The sequence below is a fragment of the Isoptericola chiayiensis genome (assembly GCF_013149805.1).
GTDB classification, from domain to species: Bacteria; Actinomycetota; Actinomycetes; order Actinomycetales; family Cellulomonadaceae; genus Isoptericola; species Isoptericola chiayiensis.
The window spans coordinates 519,420-536,079 of the sequence record NZ_JABEZT010000001.1 but is presented as its reverse complement, the minus strand read 5'-3'; the positions used below and the strand labels follow the sequence as shown (position 1 = coordinate 536,079).

Here is a 16,660-nt window from a genome sequence, read left to right as displayed (position 1 = left end):
CCGCACGGTCGGTACGATGGGCCCCGCCTCGCCGCCTTAGCTCAGCTGGTAGAGCTCCCGTCTTGTAAACGGAAGGTCGTCGGTTCGAACCCGACAGGCGGCTCCGACCAGCACGTTGTGGGCGCACTTCGTGGCCCGTTCGGCCCGGCAGAACGGGCGAAACGGGCCAGGGAGTGCGCCCACAGTGCGTTCGACGGCGGTCTCAGCGCTCCGAGGGCGGCCACGGCTTCGGCTCGGGCCACTTCGGCGTCCGGCCGTCGCCGCTCGACGTGCCCCGGATCCGGCGCTGCACCCACGGCAGCACGTGCGCCCGCGCCCACTGGGCGTCCTCGCGGGCCCGCTGGCGCAGCGGTGCTGCGGGTGCGGCCTCCAGCGGGGCGTCGAAGTCGGGGTCGTCCGGTGCCAGCCCCAGCCCGACGAGCGCGGCGTTCGCGATGCGCCGGTGCCCCTCGTCGGTGAGGTGGATCCGGTCGTCGGACCACATGCGCAGGTCGAACAGGGACCGCAGCCCCCAGGTGTCGAGCACGTGCGCGCCGTGGCGCCGCGCGATCGACCAGATGTTGGCGTTGTACTGACCCACCCGCCCGCTGGTGACGCTCAACGGGCCGCCGGCGCGGAACCCGGTGCCCATCAGGACGTCGGCGCCGGTCGCGCGGATCGCGGCGACCGCCTCCTCGAGGCGTCGGGAGATCCCGTTGATGTCCGCCTGGGGTCGCAGGATGTCGTTGCCGCCGCCGACCAGCGAGACCAGGTCGGGCTGCATCGCCAGGGCGATCTCGAGCTGCCGGTCCACGATCTGCGGCAGCTTGAGGCCGCGGATGGCGAGGTTGGCGTACTCGAAGGGCTCGTCGCCGCGACGTGCGGCGAGGTGGTCGGCGAGCCGGTCGGTCCAGCCGCGCTGCACCGCCGTCGTCTCGGTGCCGGCGGGGGCGCGCGTGCCGTCGTCGTACGGGTACGGGTCCCACAGGCCCTCGGAGAACGAGTCGCCGAGGGCGACGTAGCGGGACCAGCGCGGGGTGGGGTCAGAAGTCACCGACCCATTCTGCACCGGTTCCCACCTTTGGTTGCTCAGGGCAGCCGCCAGTCGACCGGGGTGCCGCCCTGCTGCTCGAGCAGGCTGTTGACGCGCGAGAACGGCTTGGACCCGAAGAACCCCCGGTACGCGGCCAGCGGGCTCGGGTGCGCGGACTCGACCGTCGGCGTTCCGCCCAGCCAGGGCTTCAGCGACATCGCGTCCCGCCCCCACAGGATGGCCACCAGCGGCCCGCCGCGCGCCACCAGCGCCTTGATCGCGGCCTCCGTGACCGGCTCCCAGCCCTTGCCCCGGTGCGACGCCGGCTGCCCCGGCTGCACCGTGAGCACGCGGTTGAGCATCATCACGCCCTGGTCCGCCCACGGGCTCAGGTCGCCGGAGCTCGGCGCCGGCGCGCCGACGTCGTCCGCGAGCTCGGTGAAGATGTTCACCAGCGACTTCGGCAGCGGGCGCACGTGCGGCTGCACCGAGAACGACAGCCCCATCGGGTGACCCGGCGTGGGGTAGGGGTCCTGGCCCACCACGAGCACCCGGACGTCCGCCAGGGGGCGCCGGAACGCCGCGAACACGTCGTCCGGCGCCGGCAGATACCGGCGGCCCGCCGCGACCTCGGCGCGCAGGAAGTCGCCCATCGCGTGGATCTGCGGCGCGACGTCCGCCAGCGCCGTCGCCCAGTCCGGGGCCATGACCCGGTCCAGCGCCGCGCGGCGGGGGCTGTCGGCGCCCGACGGCGGTGCGGCCTCGGGTGCGGGCGCTGCGGCAGGTGCGGGGTCCGGCGTCGTCTCCACGGCGGCGACGCTAGCAGCCGGTCCGGGCCGGCGGCAGAGGCTGCGACTCGCGGGCGCCGGTGCCCGGAGCGACGCCCGAAGTGCCCCATACTGGGCCGCATGAGCGAGATGCTGGTCCAGGAGGTCGACGTCGCGACGCAGGCTCCGTCGTCGGACGCCACCGAGGCGCTGTCCGACCGCGATCGCGAGATCCTCGCCTTCGAGAAGCAGTGGTGGAAGTACGCCGGCTCCAAGGAGCAGGCCGTGCGCGAGCTGTTCGACATGTCGGCCACGCGGTACTACCAGGTGCTCAACGCCCTCATCGACACACCCGAGGCGCTGGAGCACGACCCGATGCTCGTCAAGCGGCTTCGACGCATGCGATCCACCCGGCAGCGCGCCCGCAGCGCGCGCCGCGCCGACGGCACCCGGGGCTGAACAACGCTGACGCGACTTGTGACCAAGGTGGGTATGGCTCCGCCCGACGAACCGCTACCCTGTCCGGCGTGAGCAAGAGCCAGTACCCCTACCCGCCCGACGAGTTCGACGTCCGCGGCCCCGAGGGCGCGCCGGTCGGCGTGCACCGCGAGCCCCGCAGCGGGTGGAGCTCGGTCTGGCCGTTCCTGCTCGTCGCCGTCGTCTTCGGCGGTCTCGCGCTCGGCGTCATGACCTACCTGTCGGACAGCGACCCGAGCACCGAGAACCCGCCGACCGCCGCCGAGCAGTCCGCCTCCCCGGACGCCTCCGCCGACGAGGGTGGCGGTGAGGGCTCCGGTGAGGGCGACGCGGAAGGTTCCGGCGAGGGCGAGGGCGACGGCTCCGGCGAGGGCGACGGCTCAGGCGACGGGGAGTCGACCGAGGAGCCCAGCGAGGAGCCGTCCGAGGAGGCGACCGACGTGGCAGCGCTGCTCGAGGCTGCCGACACCAGCGCCTACGTCCGCGTCCTCAACGACGGGGGTCCTTCTGGCGAGGCCGGCCGGGGCTCGGACGCGCTCGGTGCGCAGGGGTTCACCAACGCTGTCGCCGACAACTACCCGACCGACGACTCGGGGCAGACGACGAACGTCGTCTGGTACACCGAAGGTCGGGCGGAGACCGCTGCCGCCGTCGCTGCGGTCCTCGGCGTCCCCGCGGAGGAGACCTCGGAGCAGGCGCTGTCCGACGGCGACGTCATCGTGGTCATCAAGCAGGAGCTCGACATCGCCGAGTGACCCACGGGTCCCGCGGCGTGGCGACATCCCGACGCGCGGTGCTTCCACCGTGTGATCTGGGCCACTAGTCTCCTGCTCATCGCAGGGTGAGCGCCCTGCGCCCCAGGACGACGAGGAGACACGCATGGCCCAGGGCACCGTCAAGTGGTTCAACGGCGAGAAGGGGTACGGGTTCATCACCCCCGACGACGGCGGGCAGGACCTGTTCGTGCACTACAGCTCGATCCAGTCGGACGGCTACCGGACCCTCGACGAGGGGCAGTCCGTGGAGTTCGAGGTCGGGCAGGGCCAGAAGGGGCCGCAGGCCGAGCAGGTCCAGCCGCTCTGACGGTCGCACCGGGAGGCCGGTGTCCGACGGCGCAGCGTCGCGTCGCGGACGCCGGCCTCCGTCGTGTCCGGGGTGCCGCCGTCGTCCCGCTCGCCGAGTCCCGGCGCGTCGTCCTCTCCCGCGAGCCCGTCGAGCGTGCCGGGTTGTTCCCCATAGCGGCGCGATGAGGACCATTCCGGCACGCTCGACGAGCTCGGGGCTGCGGTGGTCGTGCGCCGACGGCGAACGTCTTGCACTCGCGGGTCGAGAGTGCCAATAATGTGGTTAGCACTCTCGGCTGTCGAGTGACAGCCGCAGGGTGACCCACCTCGGTCGAACGGTGAGGCCCGGCCGCGTGCGTGACGTGAACGCCCGCGGAAGGGTCGTCCGTCGCGGGCACCGCCGACCACCGACACGCCACAGCGGAGGATCAATCCCCATGGCCAAGATCATCGCGTTCGACGAGGAAGCTCGTCGGAGCATGGAGCGCGGGCTCAACCAGCTCGCCGACACCGTCAAGGTCACGCTCGGCCCCAAGGGTCGCAACGTCGTCCTGGACAAGAAGTGGGGCGCCCCCACGATCACCAACGACGGTGTCTCCATCGCCAAGGAGATCGAGCTCGAGGACGCCTACGAGAAGATCGGCGCCGAGCTCGTCAAGGAGGTCGCCAAGAAGACGGACGACGTCGCGGGTGACGGCACCACCACCGCCACCGTGCTCGCCCAGGCGCTCGTGCGCGAGGGCCTGCGCGTCGTCGCCGCCGGCGCCAACCCGATCGCCGTCAAGCGCGGCATCGAGAAGGCCACCGACGCGGTCACCGAGCAGCTCCTCAACGCTGCCAAGGAGATCGAGACCAAGGAGCAGATCGCTGCGACCGCCGGCATCTCCGCGGGCGACCCGGCGATCGGCGAGCTCATCGCCGAGGCCCTCGACAAGGTCGGCAAGGAGGGCGTCGTCACCGTCGAGGAGTCGAACACCTTCGGCCTCGAGCTCGAGCTCACCGAGGGCATGCGCTTCGACAAGGGCTTCCTCGCCCGCTACTTCGAGACGGACCCGGAGCGCCAGGAGGCCGTCCTCGAGGACCCGTACGTCCTGATCGTCGAGTCGAAGATCTCGAACGTCAAGGACCTGCTGCCGGTCCTCGACCAGGTCATGAAGACCAACCGCTCGCTGCTGATCATCGCCGAGGACGTCGAGGGCGAGGCCCTGGCGACCCTGGTGCTGAACAAGATCCGCGGCACCTTCAAGTCCGTCGCCGTCAAGGCCCCGGGCTTCGGCGACCGCCGCAAGGCCATGCTGCAGGACATCGCGATCCTGACCGGTGGCCAGGTCATCACCGAGACGGTCGGCCTCACGCTGGAGAACGCCACGCTCGAGGAGCTCGGCCAGGCGCGCAAGGTCGTCGTCACCAAGGACGAGACCACGATCGTCGAGGGTGCCGGCGACGCCGACCTCATCGAGGGTCGCGTGCAGCAGATCCGCTCCGAGATCGACAAGTCCGACTCGGACTACGACCGCGAGAAGCTCCAGGAGCGCCTCGCCAAGCTGGCCGGCGGCGTGGCCGTCATCAAGGCCGGCGCGGCGACCGAGGTCGAGCTCAAGGAGCGCAAGCACCGCATCGAGGACGCCGTGCGCAACGCGAAGGCCGCCGTCGAGGAGGGCATCGTCGCCGGTGGTGGCGTCGCGCTCCTGCAGGCCGGTGCCGCCGCGTTCGCCAAGCTCGAGCTCGACGGTGACGAGGCGACCGGTGCGCAGATCGTCAACGCGGCGATCTCGGCCCCGCTCAAGCAGATCGCGATCAACGCCGGCCTCGAGGGCGGCGTCGTGGCGGAGAAGGTCAAGGACCTCACCCCCGGCTGGGGCCTGAACGCCGCCACGGGCGTGTACGAGGACCTGCTGGCCGCCGGCGTCAACGACCCGGTCAAGGTCACGCGCTCCGCGCTGCAGAACGCCGCGTCGATCGCCGCGCTGTTCCTCACCACCGAGGCGGTCGTCGCCGACAAGCCGGAGCCCGCCGCGGCCCCGGCCGGTGACGGCGGCATGGGCGACATGGGCGGCATGGGCTTCTGATCCCTGCCGGTCCGGCGCGGCCCTGACCGCGTCAGCCTGTACGACGACGGCCGGTCACCTCTGCGGAGGTGGCCGGCCGTCGTCGTGGCGGGTGGTGGTCAGCGGGTGGCGAAGAGCCGCGTCGCCTGGCTCTCGGCCTCGGCGTAGGTGGTCGACGCCGACTGCAGCGCCGTCGTCACGGAGTCCAGGGCCGCCTCCACCTGCGTCTGGGTGGACTGCCACTGCGTCATCACACCGGCGAACGACGTCGCCGCGCTGCCGTGCCAGCTCGCCTGCAGGTCCTGCAGATGGCGCATCATCGCCGCGACCTCCGACCGGATCGCCCCGACCGAACCGTTGACCGCAGCGCTCGCCTGAGCCACCCGGTCGCTGTCGACCTCGTACCGCACGTTCGTCTCCCTCGTCGTCGTTCCCGGGTCAACCGGGCTGCCGCCGACGTTAGGGGCTCGGGGCGCTGCACCGCCGCCGTCGTCCACAGCCTGTGGACAGCGTGCTACCTCGCGGGAAGTTTGCCTACCTCGCGGAGGGGTTGCCTACCCCACCGGAACGTTGCCTACCTCGCGGAAAGGTCGCCTATGTGGGGTGAACGTTGCCTACCTCGCGGGTGCGGGTGCGGGCAGCGGGGGGCGACCAGGGGGGTCAGCGGGGAGCCGGACCCGCCGGCGCCTGCGCGGCGAGCTGCTTGCGCTCCTTGACCAGCCGGTGCAGCTCGGCGTCGAGGTTCTGCCGCGCCGGCTCCTCCCACGTGGCTCCGAGCGGGCTCGCGTAGAGCCGCGAGCGTCCCAGGAGCTTGGTGAGCACCTTGATCCGGGCGTCCAGGTAGTCGCCGAGCGGGATGTGGGCGTACTCGGCGCGGATGGAGCGCACGTACTCCTTGTAGCGCTGCGGCTCGGCGGCGAGCATGCCCAGGTCGGCGTCGTTGAGCACCGCGGAGTCGAAGTCCCCGGACTGCGGCTTGTGCCGCGCCAGGGTGTCGACGAGCTCGGCCACGCGGTCCGCGGACTCGGCGGACAGGCCGAGCGCCTCGAGCTGGGTGCGGGCCAGCTCGCCGCTGAGCGTCGTCTGCTCACCGCCGGTGGTCGCGTAGGCCACCTTGCGGTCGGCGTCGAACACGGCGCCGTGGTACCAGGCCGCGAGGCGGACCAGGTCGGGTTCGTGCGTCTCGTGCGCCAGCTCGTCGACGCGGTGCAGCACCGCGGCGAGGTGGCGCAGGTTGTGGAAGTGCCGGTCGGGCTCGGACCAGCGGTTGATCAGCTCTTCACCGACCGTGCGGATCGCGTCCTCCGAGGCGGTCGCCCCGGCTCCGAGGCACGAGCGGACGAACGCAGAGAGGAACCACTGCGGTGCGTCGGCGTTGACCACGCCCATCGCTATCAAGACCTTCGTCGTGAGGTATCGGACGGCTCAAGTCCAGGTTACGACCGTCCACCGACACTCACGTCGGCGACCCGCGCAACCGGAATGGGCCGTCACGCATCGTAGCGGTCCGAGCGCGGCAACTGAACCCGCACGGTCATGCCGCCACCGGAGGTCTCGGTCACCGTGGCGCGGCCGCCGTGGGCGCCCAGGATCGCGGCCACGATGGCCAGTCCCAGCCCGGATCCGCCGGACTCCCGGTTCCGTGAGGAGTCGGCGCGGTAGAAGCGCTCGAAGATCCGTTCGCCCTGCTCGGCCGAGACGCCCGGCCCGTGGTCGCGGACCTCGACGACCGCTCCGCCGTCGGCCGACGGCCCGAGCGCGAGCTCGGCCGGCGTCCCGGCAGGGGTGTGCCGGGCGACGTTGCCGACCAGGTTGGTCAGCACCTGGCGCAGGCGGTCGTGGTCGCCGGTGACGACCAGGGACGACGGCGGTGCCTCGCCCGGTCGCAGGCCGGTCACCGCGACGTCGCGGGTCGGGTCGAGGGCGTGCAGGTCCTGGGCCGTGTCCTGTGCCAGCTCGGCCAGGTCCACGGGCTCGTGCCGCATCGGCCGGCCCTCGTCGAGGCGGGCGAGCACCAGCAGGTCGTTGACGAGCGTGCCCATGCGCCGCGCGGAGTCCTCGATGCGGACCATCGTGTCCTCGACCTTGTCGGCGGTGTCCAGGGCACCCATCCGGTAGAGCTCGCCGTACCCCTTGACGGTGGCCAGCGGGGTGCGCAGCTCGTGGCTCGCGTCCGAGACGAACCGGCGCATCCGCTGCTCGGAGGCCTCCTGCGCGGCGAACGCCGCCTCGATCTGCGTGAGCATCGCGTTGAGCGAGTGGGAGAGGGACCCCACCTCCGTCGTCGGCGGCTGGTCGGGCACGCGGCGGGACAGGTCGCCCTCGGCGATGGCCGCGGCGGTGGTCTCGATCTGGCGCAGCGGGCGCAGCGAGTGCTGCACGAGCCAGAACGCGAGCCCGCCGCCGAGCACCACGATGCCCAGGCCGATCCACAGCAGGGCGTTGCCGAGGTAGTCGCTGGTCTGCTCGACGCCGGCCAGGGGCAACGCGACGTAGGCTGCGCCCTCGATGTTCGCGGGGTCGGTGCCGCAGGGGATCGACACGACCCGCCACTGGGACGGGTCGGTGCCCCCGCCGGAGTCCACGGTGAACGGGTCGAGTCCGCGCTCGACGACGGTGTCCACCGATTCGTCGGGGATCTGCGGCGTCCCGAACTTCGCGAGGTTCTGCGGCCAGCCGAGCCCGTCGGAGTCGACGCCGTTGCACTCGTGGAGCACGACGGCGTACTCGCTGGGGATGCGGGGCCCGGTGTTGCCCGGGTTGCGCACCGTCAGCTGCGCCACGCTCTGCGCCGACTGCTGGAGCTGGGTGTCGACCTCGTCGATGAGGTAGTTCGACACGACCGTGCGCGTGGAGATGCCGGCCGCGACCAGCCCGGCACCCAGCAGCAGCACGATGATGGTCACGAGCCGTGCGCGCAGCGGGATGCGCGCCAACCAGCCCCAGCGGCGCTCGCCGTCGTCGCCGGCCGGTGTCTCCGTCGTCGTACCGGGACCGTCCGTCGTCGTGCCCGACGGCGGTCCCTGCGTGCCGGGGGTCGCTGCGGTGCCGCCGTCGTCGGGCGCCGCGAACCGCGGCTCGCCGCCAGGGCCGGCCGTCATCGCTGCGGGACGCGCAGCAGGTACCCGACGCCCCGCTTGGTGTGGATCAGGGCGGGCAGCTCCACGTCCGTGCCGTCCGGACCGGGCACGCTGAGGTGGTCGATCTTGCGGCGCAGGTAGGAGATGTAGGACTCGACGATGTTGGCGTCGCCGCCCCAGTCGTACTGCCACACGTGGTCCAGGATCTGCGCCTTGGACAGCACCCGACCGGCGTTGAGCATCAGGTAGCGCAGCAGCTTGAACTCGGTGGGGGACAGCTCGATCTCGACGCCGGCGCGGCGCACCTCGTGGGAGTCCTCGTCCATCTCGAGGTCGCCGACGCGCAGCACGGCGTCGTCCTCGGGCTCGCCGCCGGCCGTGCGGCGCAGCACGGCACGGATGCGGGCCACGACCTCCTCGAGGCTGAACGGTTTGGTGACGTAGTCGTCGCCGCCGACCGTCAGCCCCTGGATCTTGTCCTGGGTGTCGTCCCGGGCCGTCAGGAACAGCACCGGGGTGTGCTTGCCCGTGGCGCGCATCCGCCGGGTGACGGTGAACCCGTCCATGTCCGGCAGCATGACGTCGAGGACCACCAGGTCCGGCTCGGTGTCCCGCACGAGCTGCAGGGCGTTCGCACCGTCGGCGGCCGCGTGGACCTCGAACCCGGCGAAGCGCAGGGAGGTGGACAGCAGCTCGCGGATGTTCGGTTCGTCGTCGACGACGACGAGCCGCGCCTCGGGGGTGTCGGTCGTGGTGGCCATGGATCCAGTGTGCGACGCGATGCTGGAGGTTTCCTGGACGACGGCGGGTGATTCGCGGCGCGCCGCGGCCCCGGTGCCGATACGCTCGCGGCGACGTCCGCGACCAGGAGGAACCCCGTGACGCAGCAGCAGGCCGACACCCCCGGCGCCGGCGACCCGGACGGTCCGGCGACCCGCACGTCGGGCCGCGGCGCCACCGTCCGGCGCTGGACCGCCGGTGTGCTCGTGGTGATCACCACCCTCATGGTGGTGGCCTCCAGCGTCGCCGTGTGGGCGCACCGGACCGTGCTGGACACCGACCAGTTCATGGATGCCGTCGGGCCCGCCGTCGAGGACCCCGCGTTCTACGAGGCGCTCGCCGACAACGTCAGCGAACAGGCGCTGCTCGCCCTCGACCTGGACTCCCGCGTCTCGGAGCGGCTCGCCGAGGCCGACGAGGCGCTCGCCGCCGCGCTGGTGGCACGCCTCGACGTCGAGCCCGGGCCGCTGACCGACGCCCTGCTCGACCGCGTCGACCGCCCCACCCTGGCCTCCCTGACCCCGGTCGTCGCGGGGTGGCTGGAGGAGCGCGTCGACACGGTGGTGCACCGGCTGATCACGTCCGAGCAGTTCAGGGACCGGCTGCCGCAGCTCGTCGAGCGCGCTCACGGGGCCGCGATCGGTCTCGCCCGGGCCGAGGTCGAGGACTACCCGAACGTCTACCTCACCGACGACGCCGTGGTGCTCAACACGATCCCGATCGTCACCGAGGCGCTGCGCGAGGCGCTCGGCGGGCTCGGCGACATGCTGCCCGACGTCACGCTGCCCGACGCCGTGTCCGAGCGAGCGCCCGAGGCGCGGGCCCAGCTCGGCGAGGCGCTCGGCCGCGAGCTGCCCGAGGAGTTCGGCCAGGTCGCCCTCATGGACCGGGAGACGTTCGAGCTGGTGCAGGGGACCGTCGTGACCGTGGACCGCGCCGTGTGGGCGCTGGTGGCGATCACGCTGCTGCTGATCGTGGCGACCGTCATGGTGGCGCCCGACCGGCGGCGCGGCACGGTGCAGCTCGGCCTCGGCGTCGTGGCGGGCGTCGTGATCGTCGTGGCGCTCGTGTCCCAGCTGCGCGGCGTCGTCGTCGACGTGGCGCGGTCACCGGACGGCGTCCGGGTGGCCGGGGTGCTCTACGACGCGGTCACCACCGGGGTGCGGGACATCTTCTGGCTGGTCGGCGCGGTGGCCCTGATCGGTGCTGTCGGCGGGCTGCTCCTGGGCCGGCCGGCGTGGCTGCGCCGGGCGGGGGAGCGCCGGCCGTGGGTGCGGACAGTCTCCGGGCAGGACGGCCGGCTCGCGCGATGGGTCGGTGAGCACGCGGACGGGCTGCGGATCGCCGTGCTGGCCCTCGTGGTGCTGGTCGTCGTGGTCACCGGCTTCCACTGGGTGGCTCTCGTGCTCGCCCTGCTGCTGGGCGCTGCTGCCCTGTGGGGGATCGCCGTGGCGCAGCGTGGCGAGCACCTGCCCGGGGAGCGCGGGGCGGACCCGTTGGGCGCGGACGGCGTCGAGCCGCCCCGCTGACCTCCGTCGCCGCTCCGATCAGCTGTGGGCGCAGAAGTTGGCCCGTTTCGCCCTTTTTGCCGGGCGGAACGGGCCAACTTCTGCGCCCACAGCGGCGAGCGAGAGGGCCGGTCAGAGGAAGCGGACCGGGTCGAACTCCTCGATCGGGATGATCCGCACCCGCGGCAGCGCGCTCGTGAAGGCGTCCGCGTCGCCCTCCAGGTCGAAGATCTCCAGCCCCTCCTCGGTCAGCGCGGTGAGCTGACCGTTCACGAACTCCCGGAACGCCAGCAGGCCGACGCGCCGGTCCTCGTCCAGCAGGTGCTGGATCTGCGGCAGGAAGTCGCCGTCGTGGCTGGCCAGCAGCACGTCCGCGTCGCGGTCGGCGATCGCGTCCAGCGTCAGCTGGATACCTACGTCGACCACCTTCTCGTCGGCGCTCGCCGACAGCGGGATCGGCCGGTAGCCCATGGCGAGCAGCGCCTGCACGAACGACATGGGCATCTGCCCGCTGGTCGCGTTGAGGAAGAACAGCGGCACGACGTCCTGGTCCCAGACCTTGCGCGCGAACGTGGTGATGCGGTCCCAGCGGGGCCGCTCCTCCGGGTTCGGGCGCCGGTTGAGCACGTTCATGCCCAGGGTCGCGTCGATGTTCTCCCCGTCGACGAGCAGGTACGTGGTGCGCGGGCTGCGCTGCACCGGGGCGTCGGACGGGTCGGGGAAGGGGGCGGCCATGAGCACAGCGTACGCGCGCACGGCGGCCGTGGCCGGGGACGACGGCGGACGGGCGCCCCGGGTGCGGGTTCCAGCGCGACGCGTGTGCCGCCGTCGTCCGCGACGTAGGCAACTCCGTCGCGAGGTAGGCGACCTTCCCGTCAGGTAGGCGGGGAGCGCGGCTCAGGCGGCGACGTCGTCCGTGCCCGCCGGCTGCCGGTGCTGCTCGACGGCGGCACGCACCTGGTCGAGGAACGCCCCCGCGAGCAGCGCGCCGGTCGTGGCCAGCCCGTCGTCGTGCGCGGTCACCTGGGCGTGCACGACCGCGGTGTCGACGTCGGTGCACCCCAGCGCCCAGCGCACGGCCAACGACGGGCTCGCCTCCGGGTGGAACTGCACGCCGAGCGCCGACCCCCACCGGAACGCCTGGTAGGGGTACGTGTCCGACCAGCCGAGCCACTGCGCGCCCCGGGGCGGTTCGATGACGGCGTCCGCGTGCATCGAGACGACAGGCGTGGCGCACGCCGGGTCCTCCAGCTCGTCGGCGTCCGTCGCGCCGGTCGCCCGCACCACCGGTCCGAGCACCGGATCCTGCAGCGCCTCGGGCCGCCAGTGCACACCGACGACGCCGGCCTCCCGCCCGGGTGGCGCCGCGACCGCCACGCTGCCCCCGCCGGCGGCCGCCATGAGCTGCGCTCCCAGGCAGATGCCGAGCGTCGGCAGTCCCGCTGCCACCGCCTCGACCAGCAGTGCGCGGACGGCGGGCAGCCAGGGCGCCTCGTCGTCGGCGTAGGCGTTCATCTGGCCGCCGAGGACGACGAGGCCGTCGCCGCACTCCGCCGGGGTCGGCACGGGATCGCCGTCGTGGAGCCGCACGAGGTGCACGTCACCGAGCAGGCCCGTGAACCGGTCCAGCGGCACGTCCGAGGAGTGCTGCAGCACCGTCACGCGGGGAGTCCAGAAGTCGTGGTACTGGTTCACGGCGCCTCACAGTAGACCGTCGGCCGGACATGGTCCATGCCCGGCCGACGGAACCCTCGCATTGCCTACCTCGGCGAGACGTTGCCTACCTCGCGGGGAGGTCGCCTACGTCGCGAGGATCGGGCCTACCTCGCGGCGGTGGCCGGTCAGGACTCGATCTGGTTCGGAGGCGTCGAACCGGACTTGAGCGCCGCGAGCCGCGCCTCGAGCTCGATGTCCTCCATCGAACCCTCCAGCTCGGCGAACTGCGATTCCAGCGACGACGCCGCGATCTCCGCCTGGCCCATCGCCTGCGCCTCCTCGCGCCGCACGGCCTCCTCGTAGCGGTTGAGCTCGCTGGTCGGGTCCATGACGTTGATCGAGCTGATGGCGCCCTGGACGGTCTGCTGGGCCTCGGCGGCCTTCTGGCGGGCGACGAGCTGGTCGCGCTTGGACTTGAGGTCGACCAGCTTGTCCTTCATCTGCGTCAGCCCGGTCTTGAGCTTGTCGACGGTGACGCGCTGCTGCTCGATCATGGGCTGGGCGGTCTTGACCTCGCTCTCGGCGTCGAGCTGCTTGCGCAGCGCCACCTTGGCGAGCTGGTCGAACTTGTCGGCATTGGTGGTGTCGCCGGCGGCCCGCTGCTGGTCGGCCTTGCGCGAGGCGGCGAGCGCCTTGGCGCCCCACTCCTGCACGGCCTGGGTGTCCTCGTGGTAGTCCTGCTCGGCCATGCGCAGGTTGCCGATGGTCTGCGCGATGGCCTGCTCGGCCTCGGCGATGTTGTTCGTGTAGTCGCGGATGAGCTGGTCGAGCATCTTCTGCGGGTCCTCGGCGCGGTCGATCAGCGCGTTGATGTTCGCCTTCGCGAGCTGGCCGATGCGGCCGAGGATGCTCTGCTTCTGGTTCATGCCGTGCCTCTTTCGCTGCTGAGCTGCTGCCTGCGGTGTTGTCGTTGTGTAGGACGACGACGGCGGTCGCCCGGTTCCCGTCGGCGTCCGGTCGGGTGGAGGTCCGGTCAGAACCGGCCGCCGCCACCTCCGCGTCCGCCGCCGAAGCTGCCACCGAAACCGCCCCGGCCGCCGCCGAAACCGCCGCGACCGCCCCCGAATCCGCCGCCGCCGAACCCGCCGCCGATCCGGACGGTGGGCCGCCGTCGGCCCATGCGCCGGCGTCGGTGCCGTCCGCCGCCGAGCGCGGTGTCGAGGAGGATCCCTCCCAGGATCATGCCGCCGACGTTCGATTGCCCGCCGGGGCCTCCGGCGAACCCGCCGGGGGCGTTCCATCCGGCGGTGTCGGACTGGGCCATCTGCTGGGCCTGCTGGGCGTAGCGTTCGGCCTGCTGGGCGGCGGCGAGGCCGGCGTGCGGGTCGGTGCTCTGCTGGGCGCGTGCCTGGGCGAGGAGTCGTTCGGCCTCGGTGAGCCGGGTGCGGGCGTCCGGGCCGACGGCGCCGCGCCGGGTGTCGATGTAGCTGCGGGTCGCGCGGATCTGGGAGTCGACGCGTCCGGCGATCTCGCGCAGGAGTGCGCGTGCCCGGGTGTCGGACTCGGCCTGCTGGCGCCGGGGGGCCAGGGCGGCGTCGAGGACGGACTCGGCGGTGGTGAGGCGGGTCAGGGCGGCGAGCGGGTCGCCGCCGTCCTGGGCGGCGCGTGCCTGGTCGGCGGCGGCGCGGGCCTCGGCGACGGCCGCCTGCACGTCGGGGTCGGTGGGGGCGAGCTTGTCGGCGTCGGCGATGTCCTGGGTGATGGACACGAGTCCCTTGCCGAGGTCGGTGCCCACGGTGGCGAGGTCGGAGCCGGCCGAGTCGACGGCGTCGAGGAGGGCGGCCGCCTGGCCGAGGGCGTTCTGCGCGGCGCGGGCCTCGGCGACGGCGAGGGAGCGCTTGTGCTTGGCGACGGCGGTGCGGCCGTCGGCGACGGCCTGGCGGGCGTCGGCGATCAGCCGTGCCGCCTGGTCGGGGTTGTCCGCGACGGAGACGAGCACCTCGGGCGGGTAGGCGGCCGTCAGGCCGTCCAGGGTGGTCCGCGCGACCTCGATGCGCTCGACGAGCTCGCCGGCGCGCTGCTCGGTCTCGTCGAGGACCTCGGGGGCACGGGCGTGCAGCCGCCGCAGCTCGTCGAAGGCCTTCGCCTGCGCGTCGAGGGTGTCGGCAGCGGCGTCGCACCGGTGCACGACGGCGGTGAGCAGCTCGGTGGTCTCGTCGGGTGCGGTGTCGGCGATCCGCTGGCTGGTCGTGAACGCCTCGGTGACCTGTTCCCGGGCCTCGGCGAGCGCGGCGGAGAACTCGCGTGTGGCGTCCACGCCGAACTCGGCCTCGGCGAACCCGAGCTCCTGCTCGGAGGTCCGGATGGCATCGTCGACGGCCACGAGGGTGCTGCCGGCACGGCGGCGCAGCTCCTCGAGCGGCAGCTCCGCGAGGGGGTCGGGTGCCTCGCCGCGCCGTGCCCGGCGTCGGGCCGCCGCGGCCGCGGCCCCGCGGGCGGCCAGCTCGGTGTCCTTCTTGCGAGCCCTGCTCACCAGGACGGCGCCACCGACGACGACGAGCACCACGATGCCCCCGACCGCGACGACGCCGGGGATGCCCGACCCGCCGGACGTGCCGCCGTCGGACCCCCCGAACGGTGAGCTGGCCCCGCCGGAGGCCGTCACCGCGAGCAGGGAGTCCACCGCGGCGACCGTCGCCGCACCCCACTCGTCGTTGCGCAGCTCGTCCTCGGTGGCGTCGCGGACGGCGTCGAGCTGGTCCTCGGACAGCTCGATGTTGTTGTCCCAGCTCATGCCGTAGAGGCGGTCCTCGACGGCGACGGCGAGCAGGAGGTCGTCGGTGCCGAGGCGGGCGTTGTTCGCCGTGGAGTCGGCCCAGGTGCGTCCGTCCATGCCGTCGAACCGGTCGACGTAGACCACGAACAGCTGGTACGGCGTGGTCTCGGCGAGCTCGTCGAGCGACTCCTGCACCTCGGCGACGTCGCCGTCGCTGAGCACTCCTGCGGTGTCGGTCACCTCGCCGTCGAGCTCGGTCAGCGGCGGCTCGGCGGCGGCGGGGGAGGCCAGGAGCAGGGGCAGGGCCGCCAGGGCCGACGCGAGCAGCAGCGCGGCGACGGGCGTTGCGGCCGGGCGTCGCCGCCCGGCCGGGAGGGACGGGATCACGGTCTGCATCGTTCCGCGCCCGTGCGGGCGGCGCAATCTCGGACCGGGTGATGTGCAGTACTGGTCTCCAGGTCGGTCCTGGGGGCGGGTGTGTGCCTAAGGAATCATCATTGCCTGACGGTTCTGTGTCCTGATCGTGACCTTCCGCTGGTTGGATCCTGGTAGAGGGCACCCGGGCTGCCACAGGTTGAGATAAGAAGAAGGGATGGATGTGTTGAGGAGTCGAACGAAGACCCTGGTCATCGCCGCGGTCCTGGGCCTGACCCTCACAGCGTGCGGGGGACTCGATGCGACCACGCTCAGGGACGACGGTACGAGAGCGAGTGCTGGCACCGTGAGTTCCGATTCCTCCGATGTCGCCGATAAGCAGCGGGACCTGATCGCCGGCGACGTCATCCATCTCTCCGAGATGATGGCAAGAGCTCAAGAGAGCTACGCAACTGTGCACCTTGAGTCGAGCATGGACGGTGAGGGCCTCGAGAACGAAGGGCTCTCTGCGATAGTGCAGTCGGGAGACGTCGTTCTGGGCGCAAGTTCTGCCGATCGGCGTATAGACATGACGATGGAAATCATGGACGAACCGATCGAGATGATTCTGGTGGACTCCACGATGTACATGGATCTTGGTGAGTTCGGCGTGGGGGAGGGCGCCTTGCTTTCCCTTCCACTAGATGACCTAGCCGAGGAACCAGGTCTCCTGCGGGCGCTCGACCTGGTGGTCGGCGCCGACCCTGCACTACAGATCAGGCAGTTGTCCGAAGCTGTCATCGGCTTTGAGTACGACGGGCCAGAGGTGATCGACGGAATCGAGCTCGACGTCTACCGGGCGACGCTTGACCCCCGCCGCGTGTCCGATCCCGCACCACTCGTCATGGGCGACGCTGAGCTTGCGCACGTGAGCGCGGCACCGATCTACATGGTGTTCCGCATCGATGCCGATAATTTGCCGGTGGCGATCGATACCGTCTCAGAGGCGGCGGGTCACAAGACTGTGAAGGCTACCCGCTACTCCGACTGGGGCAAGAACGTCTCGATTGAGGCGCCGCCGGCCGAACAGGTCATCCCCTTCGACGAGGTGGTGGCCGAGTGGAACGGTTAAGTTCCG

At 72.1% G+C, this 16,660-nt stretch carries 16 protein-coding genes and 1 tRNA gene; 7 read left to right on the top strand and 10 right to left on the bottom strand.

All coding sequences use genetic code 11. The features are described from left to right. Window positions 1-30: 30 nt before the first annotated feature. Window positions 31-103: transfer RNA gene (locus HDG68_RS02250), tRNA-Thr, on the top strand. Window positions 104-202: 99 nt separating this feature from the next. On the opposite strand, the gene HDG68_RS02245 is transcribed toward HDG68_RS02250, so the two are convergent. Further along, the gene (locus tag HDG68_RS02245) at window positions 203-1,033 is read right to left on the bottom strand and encodes an SGNH/GDSL hydrolase family protein (RefSeq protein ID WP_343037388.1); all 831 of its coding nucleotides are present in this window, start codon (window positions 1,031-1,033) and stop codon (window positions 203-205) included. A gap of 35 nt (window positions 1,034-1,068) precedes the next feature. After that, on the bottom strand, window positions 1,069-1,719 hold the full coding sequence (locus HDG68_RS02240) for a uracil-DNA glycosylase (protein WP_172149145.1): 651 nt from the start codon (window positions 1,717-1,719) through the stop codon (window positions 1,069-1,071). 210 nt (window positions 1,720-1,929) lie between these two features. Between HDG68_RS02240 and HDG68_RS02235 the strand changes: the two genes are divergently transcribed. From HDG68_RS02235 to groL, 4 genes are all read left to right on the top strand, one after another. Then, a complete protein-coding gene (locus HDG68_RS02235; RefSeq protein ID WP_246253524.1) occupies window positions 1,930-2,238 on the top strand; it encodes a DUF3263 domain-containing protein in 309 nt (102 codons plus the stop codon). A 68-nt stretch (window positions 2,239-2,306) separates the two neighbouring features. Then, entirely contained in the window at window positions 2,307-3,011 is a 705-nt protein-coding gene (locus HDG68_RS02230) for a LytR C-terminal domain-containing protein (protein ID WP_172148810.1), read from the top strand. 124 nt (window positions 3,012-3,135) lie between these two features. Further along, window positions 3,136-3,339 (top strand): transcription antiterminator/RNA stability regulator CspE, encoded by a 204-nt coding sequence (gene cspE, locus HDG68_RS02225; RefSeq protein WP_172148808.1) that lies wholly within the window; start codon window positions 3,136-3,138, stop codon window positions 3,337-3,339. A 418-nt stretch (window positions 3,340-3,757) separates the two neighbouring features. Next, the gene (gene groL, locus HDG68_RS02220; protein WP_172148806.1) at window positions 3,758-5,389 is read left to right on the top strand and encodes a chaperonin GroEL; all 1,632 of its coding nucleotides are present in this window, start codon (window positions 3,758-3,760) and stop codon (window positions 5,387-5,389) included. Between the two features lie 98 nt (window positions 5,390-5,487). Here the strand turns inward: groL and HDG68_RS02215 are convergent, their stop codons facing one another. The 4 genes from HDG68_RS02215 to HDG68_RS02200 all read right to left on the bottom strand — a co-directional run bounded on the left by HDG68_RS02215 (window position 5,488) and on the right by HDG68_RS02200 (window position 9,209). Continuing rightward, entirely contained in the window at window positions 5,488-5,778 is a 291-nt protein-coding gene (locus HDG68_RS02215) for a WXG100 family type VII secretion target (protein ID WP_172148804.1), read from the bottom strand. A 250-nt stretch (window positions 5,779-6,028) separates the two neighbouring features. Next, a complete protein-coding gene (locus HDG68_RS02210) occupies window positions 6,029-6,757 on the bottom strand; it encodes an HD domain-containing protein (protein ID WP_172148802.1) in 729 nt (242 codons plus the stop codon). A gap of 101 nt (window positions 6,758-6,858) precedes the next feature. Next, entirely contained in the window at window positions 6,859-8,469 is a 1,611-nt protein-coding gene (locus HDG68_RS02205) for a sensor histidine kinase (protein WP_172148800.1), read from the bottom strand. After that, window positions 8,466-9,209: a response regulator transcription factor gene (locus tag HDG68_RS02200; RefSeq protein ID WP_172148798.1), complete on the bottom strand. Its 744-nt coding sequence runs from the start codon at window positions 9,207-9,209 to the stop codon at window positions 8,466-8,468. The genes HDG68_RS02205 and HDG68_RS02200 overlap by 4 nt, the downstream gene beginning before the upstream one ends. A 117-nt stretch (window positions 9,210-9,326) precedes the next feature. Here HDG68_RS02200 and HDG68_RS02195 point away from each other — a divergent pair, with 117 nt between their 5' ends. Continuing rightward, window positions 9,327-10,757, top strand: a complete 1,431-nt coding sequence (locus HDG68_RS02195) for a hypothetical protein (protein WP_172148796.1) — start codon at window positions 9,327-9,329, stop codon at window positions 10,755-10,757. Between the two features lie 111 nt (window positions 10,758-10,868). Here the strand turns inward: HDG68_RS02195 and HDG68_RS02190 are convergent, their stop codons facing one another. From HDG68_RS02190 to HDG68_RS17305, 4 genes are all read right to left on the bottom strand, one after another. Continuing rightward, on the bottom strand, window positions 10,869-11,471 hold the full coding sequence (locus HDG68_RS02190) for an NYN domain-containing protein (RefSeq protein WP_172148794.1): 603 nt from the start codon (window positions 11,469-11,471) through the stop codon (window positions 10,869-10,871). 162 nt (window positions 11,472-11,633) lie between these two features. Beyond that, on the bottom strand, window positions 11,634-12,431 hold the full coding sequence (locus tag HDG68_RS02185; RefSeq protein WP_343037387.1) for a type 1 glutamine amidotransferase: 798 nt from the start codon (window positions 12,429-12,431) through the stop codon (window positions 11,634-11,636). Between the two features lie 146 nt (window positions 12,432-12,577). Next, complete coding sequence (locus tag HDG68_RS02180) at window positions 12,578-13,318, bottom strand: PspA/IM30 family protein (RefSeq protein WP_172148793.1); 741 nt, start codon at window positions 13,316-13,318, stop codon at window positions 12,578-12,580. A gap of 107 nt (window positions 13,319-13,425) precedes the next feature. After that, on the bottom strand, window positions 13,426-15,564 hold the full coding sequence (locus HDG68_RS17305) for a TPM domain-containing protein (protein ID WP_172148792.1): 2,139 nt from the start codon (window positions 15,562-15,564) through the stop codon (window positions 13,426-13,428). Window positions 15,565-15,889: 325 nt separating this feature from the next. Between HDG68_RS17305 and HDG68_RS02170 the strand changes: the two genes are divergently transcribed. Beyond that, entirely contained in the window at window positions 15,890-16,654 is a 765-nt protein-coding gene (locus HDG68_RS02170) for a hypothetical protein (protein ID WP_172148791.1), read from the top strand. Window positions 16,655-16,660: the final 6 nt, after the last annotated feature.

Excerpts from the sequence above, each read along its gene's own strand:
- HDG68_RS02240 (WP_172149145.1), bottom strand. The coding sequence starts at position 1,719 with ATGGCCCCGGACTGGGCGACGGCGCTGGCGGACGTCGCGCCGCAGATC.
- HDG68_RS02235 (WP_246253524.1), top strand. The coding sequence starts at position 1,930 with ATGCTGGTCCAGGAGGTCGACGTCGCGACGCAGGCTCCGTCGTCGGAC.
- cspE (WP_172148808.1), top strand. The coding sequence starts at position 3,136 with ATGGCCCAGGGCACCGTCAAGTGGTTCAACGGCGAGAAGGGGTACGGG.
- groL (WP_172148806.1), top strand. The coding sequence starts at position 3,758 with ATGGCCAAGATCATCGCGTTCGACGAGGAAGCTCGTCGGAGCATGGAG.
- HDG68_RS02210 (WP_172148802.1), bottom strand. The coding sequence starts at position 6,757 with ATGGGCGTGGTCAACGCCGACGCACCGCAGTGGTTCCTCTCTGCGTTC.
- HDG68_RS02205 (WP_172148800.1), bottom strand. The coding sequence starts at position 8,469 with ATGACGGCCGGCCCTGGCGGCGAGCCGCGGTTCGCGGCGCCCGACGAC.
- HDG68_RS02200 (WP_172148798.1), bottom strand. The coding sequence starts at position 9,209 with ATGGCCACCACGACCGACACCCCCGAGGCGCGGCTCGTCGTCGTCGAC.
- HDG68_RS02190 (WP_172148794.1), bottom strand. The coding sequence starts at position 11,471 with ATGGCCGCCCCCTTCCCCGACCCGTCCGACGCCCCGGTGCAGCGCAGC.
- HDG68_RS02180 (WP_172148793.1), bottom strand. The coding sequence starts at position 13,318 with ATGAACCAGAAGCAGAGCATCCTCGGCCGCATCGGCCAGCTCGCGAAG.
- HDG68_RS17305 (WP_172148792.1), bottom strand. The coding sequence starts at position 15,564 with ATGCAGACCGTGATCCCGTCCCTCCCGGCCGGGCGGCGACGCCCGGCC.